This window comes from Bifidobacterium sp. SO1 (assembly GCF_018555335.1).
GTDB classification, from domain to species: domain Bacteria; phylum Actinomycetota; class Actinomycetes; order Actinomycetales; family Bifidobacteriaceae; genus Bifidobacterium; species Bifidobacterium simiiventris.
Genome location: NZ_JAFEJR010000007.1, coordinates 105,000 through 126,647 on the forward strand (window position 1 = coordinate 105,000; position 21,648 = coordinate 126,647).

At 61.4% G+C, this 21,648-nt stretch carries 31 protein-coding genes; 5 read left to right on the plus strand and 26 right to left on the minus strand.

Annotated features, from left to right (window positions below; translation table 11 throughout):
• Positions 1 to 47: 47 nt before the first annotated feature.
• The 15 genes from JS541_RS07575 to JS541_RS07645 all read right to left on the minus strand — a co-directional run bounded on the left by JS541_RS07575 (position 48) and on the right by JS541_RS07645 (position 6,480).
• The gene (locus JS541_RS07575; protein ID WP_214373842.1) at positions 48 to 824 is read right to left on the minus strand and encodes a PIN domain-containing protein; all 777 of its coding nucleotides are present in this window, start codon (positions 822 to 824) and stop codon (positions 48 to 50) included.
• The gene (locus JS541_RS07580) at positions 796 to 1,071 is read right to left on the minus strand and encodes a hypothetical protein (protein ID WP_214373843.1); all 276 of its coding nucleotides are present in this window, start codon (positions 1,069 to 1,071) and stop codon (positions 796 to 798) included. The genes JS541_RS07575 and JS541_RS07580 overlap by 29 nt, the downstream gene beginning before the upstream one ends.
• 83 nt (positions 1,072 to 1,154) lie before the next feature.
• On the minus strand, positions 1,155 to 1,745 hold the full coding sequence (locus JS541_RS07585; protein ID WP_214373844.1) for a hypothetical protein: 591 nt from the start codon (positions 1,743 to 1,745) through the stop codon (positions 1,155 to 1,157).
• Positions 1,727 to 2,080, minus strand: a complete 354-nt coding sequence (locus JS541_RS07590; RefSeq protein ID WP_214373845.1) for a hypothetical protein — start codon at positions 2,078 to 2,080, stop codon at positions 1,727 to 1,729. The genes JS541_RS07585 and JS541_RS07590 overlap by 19 nt, the downstream gene beginning before the upstream one ends.
• 44 nt (positions 2,081 to 2,124) lie before the next feature.
• Positions 2,125 to 2,664 carry a hypothetical protein gene (locus tag JS541_RS07595; protein ID WP_214373846.1) on the minus strand — a complete coding sequence of 180 codons (540 nt, stop codon included), beginning with the start codon at positions 2,662 to 2,664 and terminating at the stop codon, positions 2,125 to 2,127.
• The gene (locus JS541_RS07600; RefSeq protein WP_214373847.1) at positions 2,658 to 3,170 is read right to left on the minus strand and encodes a hypothetical protein; all 513 of its coding nucleotides are present in this window, start codon (positions 3,168 to 3,170) and stop codon (positions 2,658 to 2,660) included. Before JS541_RS07600 ends, JS541_RS07595 begins: the two co-directional genes overlap by 7 nt.
• Positions 3,167 to 3,442: a hypothetical protein gene (locus JS541_RS07605; RefSeq protein ID WP_214373848.1), complete on the minus strand. Its 276-nt coding sequence runs from the start codon at positions 3,440 to 3,442 to the stop codon at positions 3,167 to 3,169. The genes JS541_RS07600 and JS541_RS07605 overlap by 4 nt, the downstream gene beginning before the upstream one ends.
• Before the next feature lie 50 nt (positions 3,443 to 3,492).
• Complete coding sequence (locus JS541_RS07610) at positions 3,493 to 3,816, minus strand: hypothetical protein (RefSeq protein WP_214373849.1); 324 nt, start codon at positions 3,814 to 3,816, stop codon at positions 3,493 to 3,495.
• Positions 3,817 to 3,863: 47 nt separating this feature from the next.
• Positions 3,864 to 4,331, minus strand: a complete 468-nt coding sequence (locus JS541_RS07615; protein WP_214373850.1) for a hypothetical protein — start codon at positions 4,329 to 4,331, stop codon at positions 3,864 to 3,866.
• Positions 4,328 to 4,663: a hypothetical protein gene (locus JS541_RS07620; RefSeq protein WP_214373851.1), complete on the minus strand. Its 336-nt coding sequence runs from the start codon at positions 4,661 to 4,663 to the stop codon at positions 4,328 to 4,330. Before JS541_RS07620 ends, JS541_RS07615 begins: the two co-directional genes overlap by 4 nt.
• Positions 4,660 to 4,890 carry a DivIVA domain-containing protein gene (locus JS541_RS07625; RefSeq protein WP_214373852.1) on the minus strand — a complete coding sequence of 77 codons (231 nt, stop codon included), beginning with the start codon at positions 4,888 to 4,890 and terminating at the stop codon, positions 4,660 to 4,662. The genes JS541_RS07620 and JS541_RS07625 overlap by 4 nt, the downstream gene beginning before the upstream one ends.
• Positions 4,887 to 5,342 (minus strand): hypothetical protein, encoded by a 456-nt coding sequence (locus tag JS541_RS07630; protein WP_214373853.1) that lies wholly within the window; start codon positions 5,340 to 5,342, stop codon positions 4,887 to 4,889. The genes JS541_RS07625 and JS541_RS07630 overlap by 4 nt, the downstream gene beginning before the upstream one ends.
• A 19-nt stretch (positions 5,343 to 5,361) precedes the next feature.
• The gene (locus tag JS541_RS07635; protein WP_214373854.1) at positions 5,362 to 5,685 is read right to left on the minus strand and encodes a hypothetical protein; all 324 of its coding nucleotides are present in this window, start codon (positions 5,683 to 5,685) and stop codon (positions 5,362 to 5,364) included.
• Positions 5,682 to 5,906 (minus strand): hypothetical protein, encoded by a 225-nt coding sequence (locus tag JS541_RS07640; protein WP_214373855.1) that lies wholly within the window; start codon positions 5,904 to 5,906, stop codon positions 5,682 to 5,684. Before JS541_RS07640 ends, JS541_RS07635 begins: the two co-directional genes overlap by 4 nt.
• Positions 5,907 to 5,952: 46 nt before the next feature.
• Positions 5,953 to 6,480, minus strand: coding sequence for a hypothetical protein (locus JS541_RS07645; RefSeq protein ID WP_240539279.1), 528 nt, complete (start codon positions 6,478 to 6,480; stop codon positions 5,953 to 5,955).
• A 112-nt stretch (positions 6,481 to 6,592) separates the two neighbouring features.
• On the opposite strand from JS541_RS07645, the gene JS541_RS07650 reads away from it, so the two are divergent.
• The 3 genes from JS541_RS07650 to JS541_RS07660 all read left to right on the plus strand — a co-directional run bounded on the left by JS541_RS07650 (position 6,593) and on the right by JS541_RS07660 (position 7,934).
• Entirely contained in the window at positions 6,593 to 6,862 is a 270-nt protein-coding gene (locus JS541_RS07650; RefSeq protein ID WP_214373856.1) for a hypothetical protein, read from the plus strand.
• Between the two features lie 210 nt (positions 6,863 to 7,072).
• Positions 7,073 to 7,444: a hypothetical protein gene (locus JS541_RS07655; RefSeq protein WP_214373857.1), complete on the plus strand. Its 372-nt coding sequence runs from the start codon at positions 7,073 to 7,075 to the stop codon at positions 7,442 to 7,444.
• 37 nt (positions 7,445 to 7,481) lie between these two features.
• Positions 7,482 to 7,934 (plus strand): hypothetical protein, encoded by a 453-nt coding sequence (locus tag JS541_RS07660; protein WP_214373858.1) that lies wholly within the window; start codon positions 7,482 to 7,484, stop codon positions 7,932 to 7,934.
• 18 nt (positions 7,935 to 7,952) lie between these two features.
• On the opposite strand, the gene JS541_RS07665 is transcribed toward JS541_RS07660, so the two are convergent.
• Complete coding sequence (locus JS541_RS07665) at positions 7,953 to 8,714, minus strand: hypothetical protein (protein ID WP_214373859.1); 762 nt, start codon at positions 8,712 to 8,714, stop codon at positions 7,953 to 7,955.
• Between the two features lie 139 nt (positions 8,715 to 8,853).
• Between JS541_RS07665 and JS541_RS07670 the strand changes: the two genes are divergently transcribed.
• Positions 8,854 to 9,531 carry a hypothetical protein gene (locus JS541_RS07670; protein WP_214373860.1) on the plus strand — a complete coding sequence of 226 codons (678 nt, stop codon included), beginning with the start codon at positions 8,854 to 8,856 and terminating at the stop codon, positions 9,529 to 9,531.
• Positions 9,532 to 9,758: 227 nt separating this feature from the next.
• On the opposite strand, the gene JS541_RS07675 is transcribed toward JS541_RS07670, so the two are convergent.
• The 9 genes from JS541_RS07675 to JS541_RS07715 all read right to left on the minus strand — a co-directional run bounded on the left by JS541_RS07675 (position 9,759) and on the right by JS541_RS07715 (position 20,061).
• Positions 9,759 to 10,058 carry a hypothetical protein gene (locus JS541_RS07675; RefSeq protein ID WP_214373861.1) on the minus strand — a complete coding sequence of 100 codons (300 nt, stop codon included), beginning with the start codon at positions 10,056 to 10,058 and terminating at the stop codon, positions 9,759 to 9,761.
• Positions 10,049 to 10,465 carry a hypothetical protein gene (locus tag JS541_RS07680; protein ID WP_214373862.1) on the minus strand — a complete coding sequence of 139 codons (417 nt, stop codon included), beginning with the start codon at positions 10,463 to 10,465 and terminating at the stop codon, positions 10,049 to 10,051. Before JS541_RS07680 ends, JS541_RS07675 begins: the two co-directional genes overlap by 10 nt.
• Positions 10,466 to 10,622: 157 nt before the next feature.
• The gene (locus JS541_RS07685; protein ID WP_214373863.1) at positions 10,623 to 10,976 is read right to left on the minus strand and encodes a hypothetical protein; all 354 of its coding nucleotides are present in this window, start codon (positions 10,974 to 10,976) and stop codon (positions 10,623 to 10,625) included.
• Positions 10,977 to 11,333: 357 nt separating this feature from the next.
• Positions 11,334 to 12,764, minus strand: a complete 1,431-nt coding sequence (locus JS541_RS07690; protein WP_214373864.1) for an AAA family ATPase — start codon at positions 12,762 to 12,764, stop codon at positions 11,334 to 11,336.
• A 3,147-nt stretch (positions 12,765 to 15,911) separates the two neighbouring features.
• Entirely contained in the window at positions 15,912 to 16,490 is a 579-nt protein-coding gene (locus JS541_RS07695; RefSeq protein ID WP_214373865.1) for a type I-E CRISPR-associated protein Cas6/Cse3/CasE, read from the minus strand.
• Positions 16,487 to 16,951, minus strand: coding sequence for a type I-E CRISPR-associated protein Cas5/CasD (locus JS541_RS07700; protein WP_214373866.1), 465 nt, complete (start codon positions 16,949 to 16,951; stop codon positions 16,487 to 16,489). The genes JS541_RS07695 and JS541_RS07700 overlap by 4 nt, the downstream gene beginning before the upstream one ends.
• Positions 16,948 to 18,042 carry a type I-E CRISPR-associated protein Cas7/Cse4/CasC gene (cas7e, locus tag JS541_RS07705; RefSeq protein ID WP_214373867.1) on the minus strand — a complete coding sequence of 365 codons (1,095 nt, stop codon included), beginning with the start codon at positions 18,040 to 18,042 and terminating at the stop codon, positions 16,948 to 16,950. Before cas7e ends, JS541_RS07700 begins: the two co-directional genes overlap by 4 nt.
• A 13-nt stretch (positions 18,043 to 18,055) precedes the next feature.
• Positions 18,056 to 18,640 (minus strand): type I-E CRISPR-associated protein Cse2/CasB, encoded by a 585-nt coding sequence (locus JS541_RS14780; RefSeq protein ID WP_214373868.1) that lies wholly within the window; start codon positions 18,638 to 18,640, stop codon positions 18,056 to 18,058.
• Positions 18,637 to 20,061, minus strand: coding sequence for a type I-E CRISPR-associated protein Cse1/CasA (locus tag JS541_RS07715; protein WP_214373869.1), 1,425 nt, complete (start codon positions 20,059 to 20,061; stop codon positions 18,637 to 18,639). Before JS541_RS07715 ends, JS541_RS14780 begins: the two co-directional genes overlap by 4 nt.
• A gap of 231 nt (positions 20,062 to 20,292) precedes the next feature.
• Between JS541_RS07715 and JS541_RS07720 the strand changes: the two genes are divergently transcribed.
• Positions 20,293 to 21,309, plus strand: a complete 1,017-nt coding sequence (locus JS541_RS07720) for a sortase (protein WP_240539280.1) — start codon at positions 20,293 to 20,295, stop codon at positions 21,307 to 21,309.
• Positions 21,310 to 21,313: 4 nt separating this feature from the next.
• Here the strand turns inward: JS541_RS07720 and JS541_RS07725 are convergent, their stop codons facing one another.
• Entirely contained in the window at positions 21,314 to 21,640 is a 327-nt protein-coding gene (locus JS541_RS07725) for a hypothetical protein (RefSeq protein ID WP_214373870.1), read from the minus strand.
• Positions 21,641 to 21,648 lie beyond the last annotated feature (8 nt).

The window sequence follows — 21,648 nt, forward strand, 5'->3', positions numbered from 1 at the left end:
CGGAATTATGAGACCGGGAAGAATCGCATTCGATCCGGGGATTGCTTTCAGATATCCGGACCATTGCCGAACGGCCCCCACCAGTCGCCTGGAGGCTCCAAATCGGAATCCATGCCATGAACCGATGCGGTGAAGCGTCCCAGTCGATCACGCCCTTGTCCGGATTGAGATGTGTGGAACATCGAACCAATCGCCCTCCGATACCGGTCACGGACATCGGATTCCAATAGATCCGCAAAAGAGGCGAGTTCGGTCTGTCGTCTCATCATGAAGGTCAATTCACGGAGACTTCGGGGAGGCAGTTCGTGACGATCACACATATCAATTAAGGCCTCCCTCATTAGACTCGGATTCTCCCGAAATCTTTCCATAAGGAAATCGGCCTCGTTCTGAACGATCAATGGATGAAATGCGCGAATCGCCGGAACGTTGAAATGCTTCAGATTTTCGGTGACGAGCACATCCGCTTCGGAGGATATGGCTCCTACCGCGATCGCTTTGTCATCCGGATCATAGGTCAGGGAATCCGGATAGTCCTCCAGAGGATCCATGACGACCATCGCATCGGGGAATGCCCGCCGCATCATCGTCAGACGGCGTCGTGCTTTGCGGGATGCCTCGGTATCCGAAAGCTCGATACCCTCGCGACGATCTAAATCCTTAAGTCGTTCGGGAAGATGATGACCGAGTTCCATAAACACATGTTCGTTCCATAAAGGAGTCAGAAGCCGATACGGGGCATCGGACATCGAAAGGAGAATGTCAAGGGATGGATTCCCGTAAAGGACATTCGTATCAAGAAATGCTCGGATCGGGCCAGCCATGCTCCTGCTCCTCCACCAACGACAGCAAATCCGATGTCGCCTTCTGTCGCTGTCGCACATGCTCCCCATACGAATCCAATGATTCACGGTCAAACAGCAGCGGGGTCGAAGACAAGATTGGCAGATCCCCGATGTCAACCGCATGACGAAGCAGATGAGGGGCGATTCCAATTCGCTCCGAAGCCTCGTCCAAGGTCAATGCCTTTCTCAGCGCGCTCTTTCGTCTGAGTCTTTCGAATATTCCCATGACTTCAATCTCCTTGCGATGATTCATGACGACACATGCGTCCGTCCTACTGCATATAAGTCTTCGACTATTTCAAAAAGGAGTCAATTCGAGTATACGGTCCTGTTTTTCGACAGTTCCCGATCCGTCAGCCCTCCCGGCAGTCGTTCGACGCACGCGTCGGCGTATTCGTCGAACCGGTCATCGGTCAGGATCGATGCGATTCCGTTCGGATTGTCCGCCGGCGGGGCGAACAGTCCGATGTCCGCATGGATAAGCACATGATTGGCGCAGATCGCGGCCAGCCGAGGATCGGCCGACCATAGGATGCGGAGCAGATCGAAGGAGAGCCGCTCCGCATCCCCGCTCGAAGGAATCCCCGGCTGGGGATCATGCAGTCCAAGCAGCCTCGCATATTCGCGGATGTCATCCGACTCTAACGGATGCCGGGATCGTTCCAGCATGGCATTCCACGCCCGTACCGTGGGATAAATGAGCACGGTTTCGGATACGGGTCGTCCCGGTACGGCGATCCCGGAGTTGAGAATGGATGTCACCGACGTGTATTTGACCCGTCCGTCGATCAATAGGAGAAGCCGCCAGATCGTGTCATCGGACAGCTGGTAGGCGAGACGGAGCGCCGCATTCTCCCTGAGTATGAAAGGAGAAGGCGGTATCAGCGGGTTTCGATCCATTTAATGCTTCCTACCGGCACGGAGACGACGACGCCGTCCAGTCTTGTGAGTCGGATGAACGAGTCGTCATCCTCGCGGTGGGTGTACATCATCATCGATCCATCCGCGAATTCGAGAAGGGGATACATGTCCCGCCAAACGAATGTGAATCGTCGATGCTGAAGATCCCGGAGTGTATACCCGTAGCCGGTTCGATCCTTGATGCAGCCGTTCTGTTCCGCCTGCACCTTGTACTCCCAATGACGGCCCGTAGGATCCTCATAAGTGAGCCACCATTCGTTTCCGTCGAACATCCGTCTCACGTCCTTCTCCGTGTGGATTGCCGTATCCGCCATCGTCCTGTCTCGCTTCCCACGCCATCGTCTTCACGGGATGAGGCTCACGCATCTGCTTCCATGCCGTCCATGATAAGCCGGAGAATGCCGACCGCGGTTTCGGTATCCCATCGGCCGGTCAGGCAATGATCGACGATCGGCCGCCAGTCCTCCCACTCGCCATGATCGGGAATCCAATATGCGCCGCCGGTCCGATCGAAGTCCGCGCATGATTCGCCTTCCAGTTCCCGGAGGCGGCGGCGCATGAGGAACCGCGCCTTGTCCGCCTCGTAGCAGGAGGTCCGGTCCACGTCGCGGATGATCGGCCTCAACCGGGATTCGACGGTCTCCCAGCCGGTCCAGAAGCGGATGATCCGCCGGTCATCCGCTTCTGGACCGGCCATGTGTCGTCGGGCGGCATGTTCGATCATCCGGTCCAGGCGGCGGCGCAATCCCTGAGCGTACAGGCCGAACGTCTCCGCGGTCAACGGCCGGCCGGCGGATTCCGCTGCGATAATATTGTCGGCCAGATCGACCTGTTCCCCGGATGGCTCCTCGTCGGCGTCAAGGGCCTTGAGCATCGTCTCCCAGGATGTTTTCACCATGTTCGGCGCTTCCAGCCTTTCGCGTTGAACATGCGGATCGCCCGTTCGGGCGTATCATGCCGGTACATCATCCGGATGGCCGCATGCCGGTCACTCTCCCTGACGATCCTTTCCGCCCATTCCAGCATGAGATTCTCCGGGATCTCCCCCGCATATCGGATGCTCGTCCATTCGCCCGCAATCCGACAGACGGCCGGCTCTCCGCCGGGATACTGTTCGACCAGCATCCGCCACGTGCCGATGTCGTCGCACCAGCCGGCCAGCCGTTCCAGCTGCTGGGGCGAACATTGCCGGGAGGCGATCAGATGGTAGGCGACCGTCGCCGGATCGGATCTCAGGACACGCGGCTCGGCCTCCAGCAGGGGGATGATCAGATCGATCTGCCCACCGGTCGGATTGGCGTGGCAGACGAAGTCATCCATCACGCCATCCCCGTCCCTCAGCATTATCATGATCTGGTCGACGGTGATCGACGCGGCCAGCCGCGACAACAGATCGTCGTTCATCTTCGACCCTCCATCCCATTCCGGTCAACGGTTTTCGAATCATCCCATATGACGGCCGGCTCGCCCGCATGAATAAGCGTATACGGGGTGCCATCCGCCCTCAGTCTCGTCTTGCGGATCAAAGGATCACCCACGAACCGGTCGCCGCCGGTCAGGATGGGTATGATCCGATGCCCCCAATGACCGGCCTCCCAGTCAAGATTCCGCGTGCGTAGCCGTCGCAGCGTCGCATACCCGTTGGGCAGGATCTCCGTGATCTCATACCAGGACACCCATCCATGCCGATTCCTCGCCCGGAGTACGGTTCCCGGCGCCCATGCGCTCATATCCCGCACACCCCCTGCAGGACAAGCCCCCGTTTCTCGAACATGGCAAGCCGTTCGAACAGGGCATCCTGCAGAATACGACGGATTCCCGGCGATGCATGCCGCCAATCATACGCATCCCCCGTCGCGTAATCGTAGACGCCCGCCACGAGTCGCGGGGCATTCATTTCCACCACGAAACGCAGGCCCCATGATTCGGGCCCGATCGGCTTATGGTACAGCCATACGCCGCTCATATCCCGACGGAAACCCAGATCGTACAGGGTTTCGGGATCGGGAAGACGGGTGATGCTCATATCGTTGATTTCCTCGACATTCATGACAGGCCTCCTTGATCTTTGCCGGATTCTTCCGATGGTGACCGGGATCATGCGTCCGGGCCGAGAATCATCTTCGCGCGCCGCAGCGCCAGGGTCAGGGCGCGGGATGGATGATCGCCGGCCGGAATGCGGATGACCGCCGGACAGGCGGGCTTCCATGTCTCGCCCCGATCATCCCGTTCGCACGTCCAGCCGTATGATCGGAGCCGGCGGCGAAGAGTTCCGGCCGGATCCTCATCCAGCATGCGCCGGATCGTCCGTTGAACGGATGTCAGGCATTCGATACGCGGATCATCCGCATCCAGGCACAGCAGATCCGCATCCAATCCATGCAGGAACACGCGGATCGGATCCATGTCCGAGCCTTCCGCGTGTTCAAGCATGCGGGCGAAACGTTCGGACAGATCCTCGTACAGGTCGGCCTTCAGCCGCCATTCGGGAATGCCGTCCGTCGAGTAACGCTCCCACGCGTAGCGGGTCGCATGTTCGAGCAAGTCGAGAATCCTCTCGTTCAAGCCATGCCCCGAATCCCCGTGAGACCGTGACCTCGAAGCCGTTTCGCCTCAGACAGGATATCTTGTCTGAATCGTTCCCTGATCGGCGGGATCTGACTCACCCACTCGTACGGTTCCCCGTTGTCGTCGTCGATGAGGATCATGCCCCATGCGCCATCCGAAGCCCGGACTTCGGTGTGAAGGCTCATATGCCAGGCCGCGGGGCCGGCGGGCATGATCCGCTCCCACAGGCCGCGATTGTCCCGACGGAAGCCAAGACGCGTCATCATCGCATCCTCGGGCAGCGGGGTGAAACCCTGGATGATCGTGAACTTCAGCCGAACCGTCGTCATACGGTCTCGCATTCCATGCGGATACGGTCAAGCAGATCATCGACCTGTCCCGGATCATACCCGTCTCGGGTCATGGGCAGTCGAATGCCGCGCAGACGCTCCGCATCAATGTCCTGATCATGTTCAAGCCGGCTGGCGATGTCGTTGAGCAGCGGATCCACCGCGAGGGGATCATAGCCGACGCGGGTCACGTCGAACATCGCGTCGCGGATCATGGGCGGGGTCATGACTCCCCCTCTTCGGGGAGCGTCATGACGGCCGCGGTCCTCAACACTCCCAGGATCGTGTGCATGCCGCGACGCGCATCATCGGACAGCCAGTCGGGCGAAACGGTTTCGATGGCCATGCCGTCCTCGCTCAACGGGGTGAGCAGGAACGTCAGCCACGCGCATTCCACGCCCGGCAGGCCATCCACGCCCACAAGCTCGTAGCGTGGCATGAACAGGTGGGGAAGCGTCGGATCATCCGGATAATCCGACGTCGCATCCTCCGTCAGTCCGGCCACGAGATCACGCGCATACGATTCGAAGCCGTCCGGGGCGGTGAAGCCGACGTGGAAGCCGGCCTTCCGTTCCGATTCGGAGGATACCTGCACGTAGGCGATCGTCCCGTCCACGGGCGGATCGTCGATCGTCACGGTGCGGGCGATCAGGATCAGGGTCATGGGATTCATGTTCATGACATCCTGTATGCGTCCGTCAGCATGATCCCGGTGTTCGCGGATCCGGGGCGGTCCGCAAACCGTTCGACCTCGCGTACTCGCGCAGAAGATCAAGAGTGAGCGTGAGCAATGGCCCGTTGTTCCGATCCGGATAGGCGCGCACCCGATCGTTCACCTCGACCATGTAACCCTTCGGGAACATGAACCCCCGCCCCTCATCCACGATCGTGAATGTGACCCGATTCGCCTCCAATGGGAGAATGGTCGGGGAACCGGAGGGGCGCACCGGCAATGGTATCGGGTCGATGAACGCGGTGATCCGGCGGGTTTCACGCCGGGATTTCATGTGGAAGCCGCTCATGCGCGCCTCCCCCGTCGGGATTCGAGACGTTCGCCCGCGTGAAGCAGATGGTAGCCGCCGCAGTTGGGGCATTTGCGGGCGATCATCCCGTCCGGCATGCCGCCCAGTGCGATGTTCGCATCCACTGGCGTCTCGTACCGCATCCGGCCGCATTTGCGTTCGAACCGCTTGGCGGCCTTCAACGGGCGGGGCCCGTGCTTTTCAAGATTGTTGCGTGGCATGACTGTTCCTTTCGTCTTGCTGATGAATGGTTTCCGAAATGGGCGGTCAGGCGGCGACCGTCACCGATGCGGCCGGTTCGATCGCGTCCATGACCGTGTCCGCGAGCAGCGTCCTGTCGAACGCCCGCTCCGCCACGCCCTTGTTCAGTCGGATCGTGACCGTGCCCTTGCGGCCCGCATGCCATGACACGCCGTCGGGGATCGCGCCCCCATGCCCGCGGATGAGACGATCCAGATACGCTTCGCCCATGGCGGTGACGGTCGGATAGTTGACCGTATGATAGGCGGGCTGTCCCTCGCAGTCGAACCCGTAGTGGGCGAGGAAATCCGCGTACGCCAAGGGATCATCGACCATGTACCGGCCCTCGCCATCCTTGGACACGCTGACGGTGGCCGCATCCAGTCCGCCGAAGCGCGCGTTCTCCCCCGGCGCGTCCGCGTCGTGGTCACGCTGGTATTCCGCTTTCATGGCCTTCAACGCAGTGTCGATGCGTTTCTGCAGTACCGCGAGTCCCGCCATGCGGGCCAGCAGCTCGTCGGGTCGCAGGCTTGAATAATCGTATTCCTCACTCATGGGTCGGCCTTTCGTGTCCATTCGGATGGATCGGGATGATCCGTCCGTGTCGGCGGAATGCATGCGTCCGCCGTGACGCATGCGGATTGGCATGACATGTTCGGATTATCGTATGCGATGGCTGACGGGCTATGCGGAGACCCTTCCGTCCGATCACGGGCGGATCCAGTCGCGTCGCCCCGTCTATCCTCTACTGTTGGAACGATTGGCCTCGGACGGGGAATGGGAACAGGTCGACCGGCTGGATATGCCCGTCCCGAACCTGGACTCGTATACGCGCGGCGCGTTCTGGCGGAAGGCCGAGAATCTGCTCGCCGACCGGCATCACGTGCATGTGAATCGGGAGTATACGGTCGACAGCCGGCCGGTCGTCGCCTGTTAGAAAACCCGGACGACCCGAAGGCATAGGATCATCCGTTAACGGAGATTCATTTTCGATGACGGGAGACGAATCATGGTCCAGGATGCGAACGGACGAAGGCACGTGGCGAAAGGCCGACCCGACGGGGGACAATACGACAGGGAGAATAAGATCCGTCATGTCGATTCGGATCTGACACCGCCGAACCCGCTACAGGATATGACACCTGCCATGATGGTCGAGGATCGCATTCGAATCCGGCTCGCCAAGGATCGGGATCTGCCGGCTCATGCATGCGATCGGGTTCTCGAACTGATCCGCCCCTGGCTCCAATCCGCCGACATCACACCCGGAAGCCAACCGGATTCGGACAATCGGCTCATCATCGCCGTCGCATGCTTCGACCCGGATGGGATTGGCGGAAGCCGCGCAGACTACATCGAATACGGATTATCCGACGTGCTGGAAGACTATTCGATACGGGTCCATGACCGTCCCGCTCTGCAGGAACAGGTCGCACGGTCGATCGACAGGCTTGCCGTCAATCCGGCCAGGGAATACCGTCGACTCGGGCTTCCCGATCGAATGCCGTCGCGCGCATGACGAAGACAATTCGGAACATATCGGAAGGAGACAGATCATGGTCAGGGATGCGACCGGGCGAAGCCACGTGGCGAAAGGCCGGCCGGACGGCGGCCAATATGATACGGAGCACGGCAACGGGAACGGGGCCGACGACATCACCCCGCCCGACACGGGAACAATCGACCCGAAGCCGTACGAGCCGTACGGAGGCTGGTCCGACCAGTCCGTCGCGGAGACGATCGGCCTGAGCGGCATCGGCTCCACCGTCAACCGGAGCATTTGGGACGAATACACGACGCATCCGCGCAAACGCTCATACACGGTCGAAGGAGAGAAGCTCACCCGCATCCAAATGCACGGGCTCGCCCGCGCGCTCGCCATCGACGCGTGCGGACGCGAAGCAAAGGAATGGAATCAGGATGAGGAACAGGCGAAACGAAACGCGGCCGAATGGTTCGATGCGAATCATCCCGCGCCGAAAGGCTACGAAGCGCCGCCGCTCCCATAGACGACGGACGGGAGACGACTATCCGCCGATCCGAACGTCGGTGCGGGAAACAATCCTGCCACCGTCCTGCGCCGACATGTTCGCCTTATCCGCCAGTCTTTCACCGGCGTTGACCAGCTCCCCGATCAGCGGATAAAGATCCCCCGCAAAATCCAGTTTCGACTCCACGTGGACGGTCACGGAACCGCCGGGAATGAGAAACCGTCGATCGACCAGAACATTATTGGCATTCCCTTTCCCGGGATCGGAAGGGATCCTTTCAACGGCATCGTCTTCCCCGCTTCCCGATTCCCTGATGACGAAGCCCCCGGAACCCGGCACGGCCATTCCGATATCGACGAGTCCTTTCGCGAAGCAGTGTAGGAATCGTTTGGCAAGAGGTCTGTCCAGGCCGGTACGTCTCATGAGATCCGTCTCCAGATCCTCGAATCCGAGAAGGGTATTCGCCGGCAGATTCTCGTACAGGTCATGGAAGGGAATGTAGGATGAAAACGCCGCGAAGACATCCTGCCTCTGCTCCTCATCCGCCAGCTTCAATCCCAGTTCGGTGACGTGAAGTATCCTTCTGGATCTCGTCGCGAGCCCGTATTTGCACAGCGAGTATATTTTCTCCTTGAACGAGCCGCTACGCGGACTCTGACCGAATGCCTGCGAGATCCGCTCATTGTCGAGTCCCCGTTCCGCATATTCCGACCCGTTCAGATTCAGAAGAACGCGATTATAGTGAATGCACTGAAAAAGAGGCGTCCTGGGGAATGCGGAGTATCCTGAACTGGGCATCGTGGTATCCTTCCATGGAACGGTCGTAGGATATGCGAAAATATAGGCGATGATACAGACCGGAGGAAGACTCATCCCCCTGACCGGCATCCGATCAAAACATGAGTGTGGCGCATCCGCGCCGCTATGATCGGCCGGCATGAACGAGCTTCTCATCCTCTCCCTGGGCGCGGATCTTCTCCCCCGGCTTCGCGCCTCCCTGAAAGCCGACGGTTGGCGGCATGCGGGCGACCGTCCCGTCGAGACATGGGAGCATGCGAACGGACGGATACTAATCACGGGGATCGGCTGGTATGCGTACGACGGGATCAAGGATCAATGGCCGCCCGTCGCCGATTACGATGCGCTCGAACCGGACGTGCATTTCCGCTACGCATACGAGGATCTGGACTGGTCGGATCGGGAGATCCTCGACCTGCTCGTCAATCTCCGATTCGAAAGTCTGAAGCCATCCCCCATGCCGGCCGAACGGATTGGGGATAAGGATGTTCGACGGGCGGAACTCGATCTGCTCCGATTCCGGGATGCCAGACTCATCCTCGAACCATTGTCGGAGACCACGACGGAAAGGCAGTGGGATGAGCGGGAGCGGATGTTCGTCGAAAGGTACGAACGCATGCGGGAGCTGTCCAAACCCGCGAACGATCGGATACTCAGGTTCTTCCAGGGGCTTGGCGTCATTGCGGTCGCATTCGATGCGGGACAATGGGCGACATCATTGTTCGATGCGTCGACTCCTGTTTCGACCATATCCTTTATCGTGACATTATCGTTCATCATCATCGGAATTGTTCTGGTCCGAAAATGGCGGCCCTGATCAGTCGTTCAGAATGAATAGGCGAATGAGGAGAATCGGACCCCCTACCCCCAGTATCCAGATCAGCAATGAAAGCATCGTTCCGATCAGATAAAGCCGATGCCATTGCCGCCAGTATCGGTTAAAACGCGGATAAGGCTCCCGATCCGACCAATACAAATCCCATATGACGGGCGCCCAGAATGAACAGCCGACAACGAGTGAAAGAAAAACGAGAACAATCCATTTCACAGGGCATCCTCGCCGATCGGGAGGATGCCCTGTTTCATGAGGATCGCGGGCAGCGGGGCGCAGCCGCCCGCCAGCATGAAGACCACGGCCAGCCCGATCCGTCCCGCCAACGGAACATCCGGCAGAAACAGCGCGGCCGACAGGCCGGCAAGCATGTAGCATCCGCCGACCATAAGCATGACGTGAACGATCCGGTTCTCGAACCGTCGGCGTACGCGCAATGTGCGCCGATCCCCGCGCGTACTGCCCGAAACGCGGGCCGGACGAAGAACGGTCGTCTCCTCGCCTACACCCATGAGAGCACCCCCGGAACATCAAGGATCACGGACGCCGGATCACCCATATGCACCCGGATCGTATCCGGCCGATCGGCGAGCATCCGCCAGTCACGCCACCCATCCTCATCTTTGCCGATCAGCAGCATCGGCACGCGACGGGCCCGCATGTCATCCTTCGACCATGGCGAATTCCCCTTATGCGACCAGTCGTCGGCCGGCTCCAGTACGGTCAGATCGAACGGGACCGCCGCATCCACGACCCGGCTCACATACCCGTCATACACGACGCCCGCATTATGCTCATACGGCGCATCATCCCAGTCATCCCCATGCCATGACCTCAACGCAGGGTCGCCCAGAAACAGGCGCAGCACGTTACCGCGCCTCACGCAGTCCAGAATGATCAGATCACGAAAATTCTCCATACGCAACCATATGCGTCAGGGAAGCTGATCGGAATACGAGTACGGGAAAGGCACTGAAAACGAAGACGGATACTATGAACATATGGACGACGTACAGTACCTGATGAGCGTCGGTTCATCCCCGTATGTACGGGGGCGGATTCGTCATGATTCGCGATCATCCCTTGTTCCGTCTGTCGATCCATTCGATTCTGCGTCCTGTCCGCTCGTGCGCGCGTAGTGCAACCATGCGCCGCCATTGCGCCGCCGGCCATTCATCATCGGTCTGATCGATGCGCGGCACGAGGTTCGGGCCATCGTCGTGCTCCCTGACGATCGCCTCGACCTGACGATCGCGGAGAAATTCGAGTGCATGCAGATCCTTCGCCAAAGAAGGCGGTAGCATCCGGTCATGCTCCCAGCGCTGGACACGGTTCATCCCCGCATGCGCGGGGCAGGTCAGACCACTGATGAGGCTCATGTACATGTTGTAGGGTTCATCCCCGCGCATGCGGGGCAGGTCTGTTCGCATACGTTGTTCACACCGGCGATCGGTTCATCCCCGCATGCGCGGGGCAGGTTCATCTCACCATACGAGACGATCAACCCTCAACGGTTCATCCCCGCATGCGCGGGGCAGGTCCAAGCAGGGCCACCGCTCCGACCTTGACCGAGGTTCATCCCCGCATGTGCGGGGCAGGTATATATGGTGCGTCCAACACCGGCAAGAGTCAGGGTTCATCCCCGCGCGTGCGGGGCTGGTTTTGGCGTTGCCGTCCGCGATCATGTCCTGTTGGGTTCATCCCCGCGCGTGCGGGGCTGGTACTGGTCGGATCGTTGGAATCCCAACGTTTCGCAATCCGGAATTTGAGAGGAATCTTCGGTTCGGTCAGTCGGATTCCTTTCGATTCCGTTCGCGTAGCCGATCTAGGAATCGTTGCGCTGTCAGACTGATTCGCACATCCGCTTTGCGAAGCGGACGATCCAAGGTGAGTCCGGCGAGCGTGGTGGCGCGGCTGAGGATCGTGTACAGCTGTCCTTCCGCGAACAGATCCTGCTCGCCCAAGATCACATGCAGTTTCTCGCAGGTGAGTCCCTGCGCCTTGTGGATGGTGGTCGCATATCCGGGTTCGAAGGGCAGCTGACCGTACAGGCCGATCGGATGGTTCCTGATCTCATACAGGCCGGTCTCCTTGTTCTTCTCCGCCTTCGGATGGCACACGTAGATGCGGCGCGGGAATACGGTCGCCATACCGCCATCGTCGAATCGGATGACCGGATACCCGTGATCCTCGCCGACGATCGTGCCTCGTGTGCCGTTCGCCCAGCGAGGCTTCTCGTCCTTTTTGTGATCGGTGTCGTTCGAGGTCATGATGATGCGCTCGCCGACGCGCCACAGGACGACTGGTGCGGCGGGAAGCCTCTCATGTCTGGCACGCTCCTCCCAAGCCTCATCGCAGACGGCCTTTGACTCACGGACCGGGGTGTCAAGCATGTCGAAATGCCGGTCGTTGATCTCGTCCGCATCCTTGCGGCGGGCGCAGAACACGGGCGTATCCGGGTCTGGTTCGACGCCCGCACGCGGGTTGAACACGCGCTTCGCCAGATCGGTGAGATGACCGCCGCGAATATCCGTCAAGGCGTGCAGATATTTCGGTTCGGACTGACGATGCGGCGCATCCAGTTCAACCAGTCGCAGACCATCCGTCTGGACGAGCTGGCTGAGACCGGGTGCGGCGAAGAACCATGGTGACGTGTATCGGCCCAGCAGATCCGCATCCTTGTCCTTTTTCCTCGTCTTCCGGTCGGCTTGTCCGAATGCGGCACCGGTTTCGACGGTGACGACGGGCGGCAGCTGGGCCATGTCGCCGAGCAGGATCAGTCGGACTCCGCCGAACGGGGTGTCAGGCAGGTTGCGGGCGGCGCGAAGATACAGGTCGAGCCCGTCCATGAGGTCGGCGCGCACCATGCTGATCTCGTCGACGATCAGCGTATCCAGAATACCGATGATTCTTTTCTGTTCTCCGCGCGCCCGCTGTCCGGCTTCCCGCATGCGTTCGGGGGTCGCGTAGGCTCCCACTTTGAGGAAGGAGTGGATGGTCTGGGCGAGCAGATCCCCTCCCTGTTCGAGGTTGCGGGCGGCGATTCCGGTGGGGGCCACGGTCCACACGTTCTTCGGATTGTCGTGCCGCTGCCAGTAGCGGATGAGCGTGCTTTTCCCACAGCCCGCCGGACCGGTGATCAGCAGACTCGCATCGGAGCGAAGCGCATGCAGCGCGTCGGCGGGAAAATCATTGTCGGTAAGATTCTCAATATCCATACCCGATACATGCGTCAGAAAGAAGAAACATCCCCGTCGAAACGGGGCTGGTAAGTGTGGCAAAACCGATCATGAGCATTACCAGTGAGGAACATCCCCGCATGCGCGGGGCAGATTGCTAACGGAATCGGTCAATAGATCCGCGACGCCGATTCATCCCCGCATGTGCGGGGCAGATCATAGAAGTCACGGTAAGAACGGGAAAGTCCCGGGTTTATCCCCGCGTATATGGGGCGGATGCATAGGCACCATCGGAATTCATAAGAATCTGGGGGGGGGTTCATCCCGCATGTGCGAGGCGGATGAAGATGTCATCGACTTCGCTGCCGTCGAGATGGGTTTATCCCCGCGTGTGCGGGGCGGGTGAAACAGATCAGGCAACAGATAGAGAACCTCTGGGGGCTAATCCCCGCATGTGCGGGGCGGATGTCGTATGCGTAAACGGCGGTCTCGATGTCGAGGGTTCATTCCCGCATATGCGGGGCAGATATCCAGCTCGAGGACAGGGTCATCGCCTTCCACGGTTCATCCCCGCGTGCATGGGGCGGATAACGTTACCGAGGGGGTGTCCTGGGGGAACAGCGGTTTATCCCAGCATGCGCGGGGCGGGTAGGCACCACAAACGGTGCGAGCTAAAGGACACGGGTTCATCCCGCATGCGCGGAACAGATGTGTAGAATGCTCGAGTCTGGCGTGCCCGTGCCGGTTCATCCCTGCGTGTGCGGGGCGGATCATAGTCTGGCGATCCTGATGGTGCGCATGATGGGGGGCATCCTCGCGTGTGCGGGGCAGATCGCTGCAAGTCGTTGCCTGGCTCGCCGGTAATGTGGTTTATCCCCGCGTGAGCGGAGCGGATTCGCTGCCGATGGAGTCCGGTGGCTTGCTCATGGGGTTATCCCCACATGTGCGGGGCGGATGTCACGATGCATCGTCGGTTTCGTCCAACACAAGGTTCATCCCCGCATGCGCGGGGCAGATCGAGCGCTCGCCGACTTGTCGACTTTTGACGGGGATCATCCCCGCATGTGCGGGGCGTATCATCGATCGGCTCACCCGTCGTGCGCGGGTCCTGGGTTCATCCCCGCATATGCGGGGCGGATGGAGACGACCCTGCGGTCATCTCGCTGGCGTTCGGCTAATTCCCGCAGGTGCGGGGCGGATACCGGTGCTCCGCGGGGCGCGGTGCACCTTATAGGTTCATCCCCGCGTGTGCGGGGCGGATCAGTTTCTGGATGCATCCGATCTCCAGACCATAGGTTCATCCCCGCGCGTGCGGGGCAGATTATACGGCGATGTCCCGGATGTGGTTGGGGTCCGCGGTTCATCCCCGTAGATGCGGGGCGGGGCCACATACACCAATTCCTGATGGATGGGATCAGGGTTCATCCCCGCATGTGCGGGGCAGGTGGCGAGGGAGACGCGTTCTCCCTGCCGCACACGGGATTATCCCCGCATGTGCGGGGCGGATTCGCTGCTGATGGAGTCCGGTGGTTTGCTCATGGGGTTATCCCCGCGTATGCGGGGCAGATCGTATAAACGGCGGACGCGGGCGAGCCTACCACGGTTCATCCCCGCGTGCACGGGGCAGATGAGACTGTGGTTCTACCGGCCGCACGGGAGGTCGGTTCATCCCCGCGTGCGCGGGGCGGATTGGTCGGCGAAACCATGCGGCGAACGCTCTTGGCGGTTCATCCCCGCATATGCGGAATGGATTTGATCACATCAGTACGCTCATGCGCATGGGAGTACCCCTACACATACAGGAAAAGTAGGGTTCATCCCCGCATGTGCAGGGTGGATTTCTCCTCGATCGCGCGAACGCGTTTATCGAACGGGTCATCCCCGCATGTGCGGGGCAGATCTGAGATTACAGTCACGGCATAACATCTGGCAGGGTTCATCCCCGCGCATGCAGGGCGGATAGCACCATGAAGAAGATGCTGACGGATGCCGGGGGGGGGGTCATCTCCGCATATGCGGGGCGGATATCCAGCTCAAGCATCGGATACACTTCTTCCACGGTTTATCCCCGCAGGTGCGGGGCAGATTCATGAAGGTGGAGAAAACTGGTTCCTGTCCTGGGTGTCCCCTCGTGCGCGGGGCAGAGCCCGCAATCACATGGAAGAAGAACGGCGACACCGGTTTATCCCCGCATGTGCGGGGCGGATGATTTGACCGTGGTCTTGGCCGTGCTGCGCGGTTCATCCCCGCGCGTGCGGGGCGGATCAGTCATGGCGCATGGAACTGACCGACCTGCTGGGTTTATTCCCGCATATGCGGGGCCGATTCATGGGTTTCAATCACCCATACCCCACGCGGTCCATCCCCGCGTATGCGGGGCAGATCCCTTACGCGACAGATACCCGACCCGCATCACCGGTTTATCCCCGCATGTGCGGGGCGGATAGCACGAGCGCGGTGAACGCGTCGTCGATCCAAGGTTCATCCCCGTATGCGCGGGGCGGATCGCGCCGTTGAACTTGGTGCGACGCCGTGGCTTGGGTCATCTCCGCATACGTGGAGCAGATACGCCACAGTCTGATAGTCCGAATCTCCCGTGGGGTTATCCCCGCGTGTGCGGGGCGGATACCGCAACCGCACCGGCCACATGGTTCACCGACGGTTCATTCCCGCATGTGTGGGACAAATACCACTCGTGGGGCTTCAGCCCGGTCACAAGGAGGGGTATCCCCGTATGTGCGAGGCGGATATCATGGTTTTCGGAAGTCCCGCATCATCTCTAGGGGCATCCCCGCGTGCGCAGGGCAGATTCGATGGAGTCCGCACGGAACGAAAGCCCCGAAGGTTCATCCCCGCGTGTGCGGGGCGGATTCTCCGAGCAGCATCTTGTTTTCCTCGATGCTGGGGGTTCATCCCGCGTGCGCGGGGCGAATCGCATGCGCATGCCCGCCGGGGTTCAGCCCCCGGGTTCATCCCCGCGTGTGCGGGGCAGATGGGGAGCCTTGCCGTCGGACTCACGCACGGCCATGGTTCATCCCCGCGCATGCGGGGCAGATACAGGCCGAATTGTTGAAAAGCCGGTGTTCCGTTTGTGGTGGATTGCCGGCTTTTCTTCGATTCGATCAGTGTGGGTTTTCGGTTTTCAAGCGTCTCGCCCATGCGTGGGGCGTGGAAAAGAATCCGCGACTAGCGGCTGACGGTGATCATGCCCATGCCGTATGCGCGGCCGGTGCCGATCCCCTCGGTGAGCATGCGGCGCACCCCGTCCGCGTCATCCACGTGGAGGATGCCCTGCATGGTGATGCCGGTGAGCACGACCGTCCCGCCTTTGCGGGTGAAGGCGATGCGTTCCGGGGAGCCGATGTCCGCCATGCGAAGATCGGCCCCATGACGCTGGAGCGTGCGTTCCAGCCATGCGCGCCGCTCCCCGCGATCATGCAACGGGATCTTGCGCCCGTCCACGGTCTTCACGGGCGCGCAGACCACCTTGAAACGGAGGCTCATGCCCGACCGGATGGAGTCAAGGAAGCGATCATAGCCGGTCGTCTCCGCCTGTTCCACATCCAGCCGCTCGCGGATGCCGTCCAGATCGAATCGGCCGGGGCCGGTCGCGTACAGTGTGGCTCCCTCCTGCCGGTAGAGGATGCGGCCGTCGCCGCCGCATGCGGCCATGACGGCGTGCAGTCTTTCGCGGTTGGCGAGGACTCGCATCGTGTCCGGGCCGGCGGCGAGTCGGATTCGTGTCAGATACGCCATGATGTTCATGCCTCCTTCGCAAGGTCGAACGGGTCGGTCGTCCCGTCGTCGTGGATTTCCGTGAACTGGGTGAGTATGGGTTCGGATGGGATGTAGGAGCGGCGTCCCAGATACGGTGCCCACACCGGGTGAAGGAACGCGTGTTTCACCTGTTCGAGAAGATCACGCTCCCCGTGGAGGGTGACCTTCCATGCGCCGTCCATGCACACCTTGTCGCGGATGATGATCGTTCCCGTGCCGCGGTCGACCGTATGGTAGTCCTCGCCGAATCGGGGTGCGTGGATGGTCTCCACTTGGAAGCGGAGATGGCTCATCGGATTCGGCTTGCCGCGTTCCAGGCCCATGACGCAGCCGATCAGGCCGAGCAGCTGGCGACGGTCGGGCTTGTCGCCTGTGCTGCGGATCGTGTAGCCGGGGCTGTCGGCCCATGCGGCCAACGGGCCGGCCAAGGTCAGTTCGAGCGTGCTCATCGCAGCATGTCCTTCACCGTGGTCTGGATGCCGTCGAGCATCTTCGGGAACGGGATCGGATCACCCAGATGACCGTATTGGCCGTCCAGTGGGGCGGTGAGCCACGTGTGGTCGGGGATGATCCCCCACATGTTCTCCGATCGTTCGACGGTGTTGACGAGTCGGCGGATGCCTTGTTCGATGGGGTCGCCGTCGACCGGGCTGCTGTACGCGTTCTGCAGGTTCATGGGGCGGTCGGTGATGGTCGCGTACAGGAGGCTGGGGAGCGTGGCCTGTGCGAATGATGTTTCCTTGCCGTGGGGTACGGTCATGGCGAACGAATTCACGAACAGGCGGATCATGTCCGGGGTGAGCGCGCCGGCACGGTCTGCGAGCTGGGTGAGGTTGATGTTCGCGTACCGGTAGAAGGTGGGGGTCACGTAGGGGATGTCGCCGAGCATGCCCGCGCCCGACTGGCCGTTCATGTCGTCGACGGCCGCATACCAGTCGGATTCCACGTCGTACGGGGTGATGCCGATCGCATGCCCGTACTGGACGACGCCGTCCGTGGTGAGCGTCGCATTGTCCGCGGCCATTCGGCCGAAAAGCGCGACATCCAGAGTGTTCATGCCGGTTTCGCGGACCTTCTCGCGGAGCGTCTTCCCCTCCGCGATGACGGTCTTCTTGAAGTCGGGGTCATCCTTGTGCCGGTCGAGCCAGTCGCCGAGCCATTGGATCGTGCGCGTGCCGATCAGGTACATGCTGGCGAGCTTCGGCTCCGCGTCATCCTTCTTCTTCGAGGTCTTGAGCTTCAATCCGTCGGTGATGAGCCGGTCGGCGAGGCCGATCATCGGATCATCCAATGCGATCTGATCCGGGTCCGTGTGGAGTGCCGTGGCGGCGATGAGGCGGGGCAGGCAGGCGGTGCGGATGGCGAGATCCGTGTGGTCGGCGGTCTGTTTCCAGTCGTCTCGGATCGCCTTCTTCCATGCCTGGCTGCTGATGCGGGCGCGGCGGATGCCGCCGTAGACGACGCTTTTCGGCATGCCGAGATCGTCCCGGTTCGCGTTCGACGGTCCGAGCGAGTGGATGGCGTGCAGATTCAGATACATGAGGGGTTTCCTTTCATTTGCCTTCGGCCGGTTTGGCGGGTCGGGTGGCGTAGGCCAGTTCGGCCGCCCATTTGGCGTATACGTCGCATGCGTCCGCGACCCGGATCATGTGCAGGTCGACCGTGAGGCTTCCCCAGTCGATGCGCAGATCCTTGCCGGCGATCCGGTCGATGATGCGGGTGAGCATGACCGTGCGACGATCCGTGGTCTGCGCGGTTTGGAGGAGCCGGAGGAGCGTGTCGCCGTGCTCCAATCGTCCGATGGCTTCGCCGAAGCGGAGCGGCTTCGTGTCGTTCTTCGGGTGGGCTTTCGTCCGCCATTGCAGGTAGAGGGCGAGCATGGGGCGGATCGTGTCGGCGAGCATCTCCATGTCTTCGCGTCGGGGCTGTTTCTCCCATGGTCCGTCGGGCTGGGTGTCGGCAAGCCCGTGCGCGTACAGCCATGATGCGATCAGTCCCCCATCCCACGCGGGGTTGGGGATGCGGGCGCGGTCGCGTTTCAATGCGGCCGCAAGGTTTCGAATGTCGGGCGAGTCGTGTTTCAGACCGTTGTCGATGATGTGGGTGAGCCTGTTGGCCCATGCTCGAATGTCGTTCACTGGTTCTTCTCCTTGTCCGTGAGTAGGGTGATGATGCGTTCCTTGAGTTTTCCGGTGAGCCGGTCGGCTCCTTCCAGTCGGGCGCGGATGGGCGTGCGCTGCCGCCAGTCTTCGGTGAGCGGGATCATCGCGTCGGCGATCATGTTCGCGTCCGCGTGGCCGTCGCGCATGAGCCGGTCGATGGCTTCGGCCGCCTCCGCGCGTCCCTGTTGTTCGAGATGCTTTTTGTCGTCGTCACTGTCGAAGCCGCCGAGAGCGCCCATGTCGCGGAGGATGCCGCCCATGAGCCATAGCAGTGATCGCATTCGTTCCGCGTATGGTCGGCGCGAATCGGATTCCTTGCGGGATACGCGAATATGTTCGGTCTGGATGTCGTCGAGTACGGTCCCGTGCGTGTCGTACAGGCATGCGCATGCGGTCACATCCACCGGCTCATCCGTTGGAATGGCATTCCAGACGGCCGGTCTGATGATCGTCGGGTCGGCGAGGAGACGCCAGAGAGCCGGGTTGCGGGTCTCCTGTTTCCCGTCCGGCTTGACCGGATACCGCTCCCCCTTATCGTTGACGCGGGCGGGGAGCATTGGGTCGAGGCCGGTCGCGTGGGTCCGGTCGCAGTAGTCGCCGGCGGTGACGATGGACCCGGTGACCGTGTTCCCGTCGTGGATGAGCCGGACGCGCCGGCCGCGCCAGGTGAGCAGGTCGAGGATGCCGGATGGTTCACGCTGGCCGCCGAACGTCTGATCCTCCCGCTCCCATGCGGGCCGATCCGATATTGTCGTGGGGAGGGTGGCGTACAGGTCGAGCGTGTCTTTGAGCGTGGCGCGTTCGATCATGAGCATGCAGCCCATGTTGCCGACGCCCTCCGGGCTTGCGTACCGTCGCGCGCCCTTCGCCTGCGGATGCGGATCATCCTTGCAGCCGGTGCTTACGCCCTTCTTCGCATACAAATGGGCTTCCAGCAGTCGAATCGCGGCCTGTGCGGGGGTGAGGGTGAATCCTTCGCGGATGCCCATGACGGTCGAATGATCCTGTGATCGGCCGAACATGCTGGTGAACGCGCGATCATTGTTCGGCGCGAACGCGCCCAGCAGGTTCGACAGGCTGTATCCGCCTTTCCCGTAGGGTTCCAGTCCGGGTTTCTGCAGGAACGGATGCTCGTCGTCGAACAGGTCGAAGCGGTCACGCCACCGGTGCAGATAGTCGACGGGCGTGATGCCGTCGCGTTGGGCGGCGAGCCGGATGGCGATGAGAAGCCGGTGGATGGCGATCCGGGAGGTTTCACTGCCCGCATCAATGCGGCGGATGTGATCCGTCTGGTCGAACGTGTCGATAAGTGACAGTTGTTCGTGTCGTCCGCTGGTGGTTTCGACGGGCAGCCATGACTGGTCGGTGAGATTGTAGCCGTTCATGGTCCCGGTCATGCGTCCGCATCCATGCGGGGGCGTGACCGGATGCGACCGGTCATCCGTTCCGCCGTCCGGGGGCGCGCCGTGAAGGCGGCGGGTGTCCGCCCCATAGAGGGGATGGCGTATATGATCCCCGTTGGTTTGGAGCCGGCATGCAGTATTCCGATGATGCGGAAACCACGATGAACCTCCCCCCCATTGACCGAACCCGCTCCGGAGAAAAGACGGCGGGCCGACGTGCCCGGCATGCTGCTTCAAATGGTGTCCGGCGTGTGCATGCTCATGGTGGTGCTGATCTGCCTGCAGGTCGTCTACATGTACTGGGGGAACAGTCTCGACCAGACCCACATTCAGGAGACAATGACCACACGGACCGGACAGGCGATCCCCGACGCGGATCTCACGTCGGAGCGGATCGCGAAGCCGCAGTCGGGTGATCCGCCGATCCCTGTGGAGCCGGGGAATGAGGATGTGATCGGCTGGATGCATATTCCCGGCATCGAAACCGGGTGGAAGCGAGCCATACAGGAAGGCACCGGCCTGGACGTATTGGACAATGGCGGCCTGGGCCATTACCGGAACACGGCGATGCCCGGCCAGGTGGGGAACACCGCGTATGCGGGGCATCGCACGCCCGGCGATCTCGGGTATGTCGACCGGTTGAAGAACGGGGATGCGATCGTCATCCAGACCGCCGACCACTGGTACGTGTACAAGGTGATGACCACGTGGGTGACGACGCCGGATGATGCGAACGTGCTGTCGGCGGATCAGCCGAATGTGCGCTGGCTGACGCTGACGACCTGTCATCCGATGATCGCGACCGTGGACGCGTCCCTGCAGCATCGGTATATCGTGCGCGCCCGCTTCGCCTACTGGGCGAACGTGAAGGATGGGATTCCCCGCGAACTGTCCACCGGAAAGAACACGGGAAAGGCGACGGTGGCGAAGGCGAAGAGTCTGATCCGGCGCGTGTCCAAGAATGCTCCGATCACCCCGATGCTGACGGGCGTCATGCTCATCGTATGGCTTCTGTTCAATGGGGTCTGCTGGCTGGCGTGGCGGAAGGATCGGGTGCGCCGACCGGTGTCGTGGAATGTGATGACGGTCGTGTGGCGTCTCCAGTACGGGCCGGTCCTGCTGCGCGTGTTCGGCTGGCTGTTCTTCTGGCTGACGGTCACGTTCGCCGTGTGGGCGTGGGTCAGCCCATGGGCGGCGGAGTGCATGCCGTGGCTGATGTCCGGCTCCCCCACCCTAGGCTGACGGTTCAGGTGAGTGCGACGACGAGAATCGACATGACGCACAGGACGGCGGCGACCGTGATCACCCCAATCCATACGGGTGTCCGGTTCTCGTCGGAGAACAGGCTGCAGGCTGCGATCACGTCCAATGCGAGTCCGATCACGCCGAACACGCTCACCCTGTCCCATAATGGTATGAGCGCGAAGAATGCGGCGATCACGGCGAGAATGATCCCGGCCGTGGCGAACCCTCGGCTCATGTCGTTCGGCTTCCGGGGAGGCAATGGCTCCGGCTGCTGCGGCATGGGCGTGGGCGGCTGGTTCGGATACGGGGGCTGGGGCATCGGCGTCATGATGCGTC

What these genes read in the sequence shown, in the direction of transcription:
- JS541_RS07590 (WP_214373845.1), bottom strand. Translation starts at nt 2,080, where the DNA reads ATGGCGGATACGGCAATCCACACGGAGAAGGACGTGAGACGGATGTTC.
- JS541_RS07625 (WP_214373852.1), bottom strand. Translation starts at nt 4,890, where the DNA reads ATGACCCCGCCCATGATCCGCGACGCGATGTTCGACGTGACCCGCGTC.
- JS541_RS07655 (WP_214373857.1), top strand. Translation starts at nt 7,073, where the DNA reads ATGATGGTCGAGGATCGCATTCGAATCCGGCTCGCCAAGGATCGGGAT.
- JS541_RS07690 (WP_214373864.1), bottom strand. Translation starts at nt 12,764, where the DNA reads ATGGATATTGAGAATCTTACCGACAATGATTTTCCCGCCGACGCGCTG.
- JS541_RS07640 (WP_214373855.1), bottom strand. Translation starts at nt 5,906, where the DNA reads ATGCCACGCAACAATCTTGAAAAGCACGGGCCCCGCCCGTTGAAGGCC.
- JS541_RS07635 (WP_214373854.1), bottom strand. Translation starts at nt 5,685, where the DNA reads ATGAGCGGCTTCCACATGAAATCCCGGCGTGAAACCCGCCGGATCACC.
- cas7e (WP_214373867.1), bottom strand. Translation starts at nt 18,042, where the DNA reads ATGTATCTGAATCTGCACGCCATCCACTCGCTCGGACCGTCGAACGCG.
- JS541_RS07620 (WP_214373851.1), bottom strand. Translation starts at nt 4,663, where the DNA reads ATGACGACGGTTCGGCTGAAGTTCACGATCATCCAGGGTTTCACCCCG.
- JS541_RS07660 (WP_214373858.1), top strand. Translation starts at nt 7,482, where the DNA reads ATGGTCAGGGATGCGACCGGGCGAAGCCACGTGGCGAAAGGCCGGCCG.
- JS541_RS07725 (WP_214373870.1), bottom strand. Translation starts at nt 21,640, where the DNA reads ATGACGCCGATGCCCCAGCCCCCGTATCCGAACCAGCCGCCCACGCCC.
- JS541_RS07630 (WP_214373853.1), bottom strand. Translation starts at nt 5,342, where the DNA reads ATGAACATGAATCCCATGACCCTGATCCTGATCGCCCGCACCGTGACG.
- JS541_RS07670 (WP_214373860.1), top strand. Translation starts at nt 8,854, where the DNA reads ATGAACGAGCTTCTCATCCTCTCCCTGGGCGCGGATCTTCTCCCCCGG.
- JS541_RS07675 (WP_214373861.1), bottom strand. Translation starts at nt 10,058, where the DNA reads ATGGGTGTAGGCGAGGAGACGACCGTTCTTCGTCCGGCCCGCGTTTCG.
- JS541_RS07600 (WP_214373847.1), bottom strand. Translation starts at nt 3,170, where the DNA reads ATGAACGACGATCTGTTGTCGCGGCTGGCCGCGTCGATCACCGTCGAC.
- JS541_RS07645 (WP_240539279.1), bottom strand. Translation starts at nt 6,480, where the DNA reads ATGAGTGAGGAATACGATTATTCAAGCCTGCGACCCGACGAGCTGCTG.
- JS541_RS07585 (WP_214373844.1), bottom strand. Translation starts at nt 1,745, where the DNA reads ATGGATCGAAACCCGCTGATACCGCCTTCTCCTTTCATACTCAGGGAG.
- JS541_RS07695 (WP_214373865.1), bottom strand. Translation starts at nt 16,490, where the DNA reads ATGAACATCATGGCGTATCTGACACGAATCCGACTCGCCGCCGGCCCG.
- JS541_RS07595 (WP_214373846.1), bottom strand. Translation starts at nt 2,664, where the DNA reads ATGGTGAAAACATCCTGGGAGACGATGCTCAAGGCCCTTGACGCCGAC.
- JS541_RS07650 (WP_214373856.1), top strand. Translation starts at nt 6,593, where the DNA reads ATGCGATGGCTGACGGGCTATGCGGAGACCCTTCCGTCCGATCACGGG.
- JS541_RS07700 (WP_214373866.1), bottom strand. Translation starts at nt 16,951, where the DNA reads ATGAGCACGCTCGAACTGACCTTGGCCGGCCCGTTGGCCGCATGGGCC.
- JS541_RS07665 (WP_214373859.1), bottom strand. Translation starts at nt 8,714, where the DNA reads ATGCCCAGTTCAGGATACTCCGCATTCCCCAGGACGCCTCTTTTTCAG.
- JS541_RS07680 (WP_214373862.1), bottom strand. Translation starts at nt 10,465, where the DNA reads ATGGAGAATTTTCGTGATCTGATCATTCTGGACTGCGTGAGGCGCGGT.
- JS541_RS07685 (WP_214373863.1), bottom strand. Translation starts at nt 10,976, where the DNA reads ATGCGAACAGACCTGCCCCGCATGCGCGGGGATGAACCCTACAACATG.
- JS541_RS07715 (WP_214373869.1), bottom strand. Translation starts at nt 20,061, where the DNA reads ATGACCGGGACCATGAACGGCTACAATCTCACCGACCAGTCATGGCTG.
- JS541_RS07610 (WP_214373849.1), bottom strand. Translation starts at nt 3,816, where the DNA reads ATGAATGTCGAGGAAATCAACGATATGAGCATCACCCGTCTTCCCGAT.
- JS541_RS07580 (WP_214373843.1), bottom strand. Translation starts at nt 1,071, where the DNA reads ATGGGAATATTCGAAAGACTCAGACGAAAGAGCGCGCTGAGAAAGGCA.
- JS541_RS07575 (WP_214373842.1), bottom strand. Translation starts at nt 824, where the DNA reads ATGGCTGGCCCGATCCGAGCATTTCTTGATACGAATGTCCTTTACGGG.
- JS541_RS07720 (WP_240539280.1), top strand. Translation starts at nt 20,293, where the DNA reads ATGCTGCTTCAAATGGTGTCCGGCGTGTGCATGCTCATGGTGGTGCTG.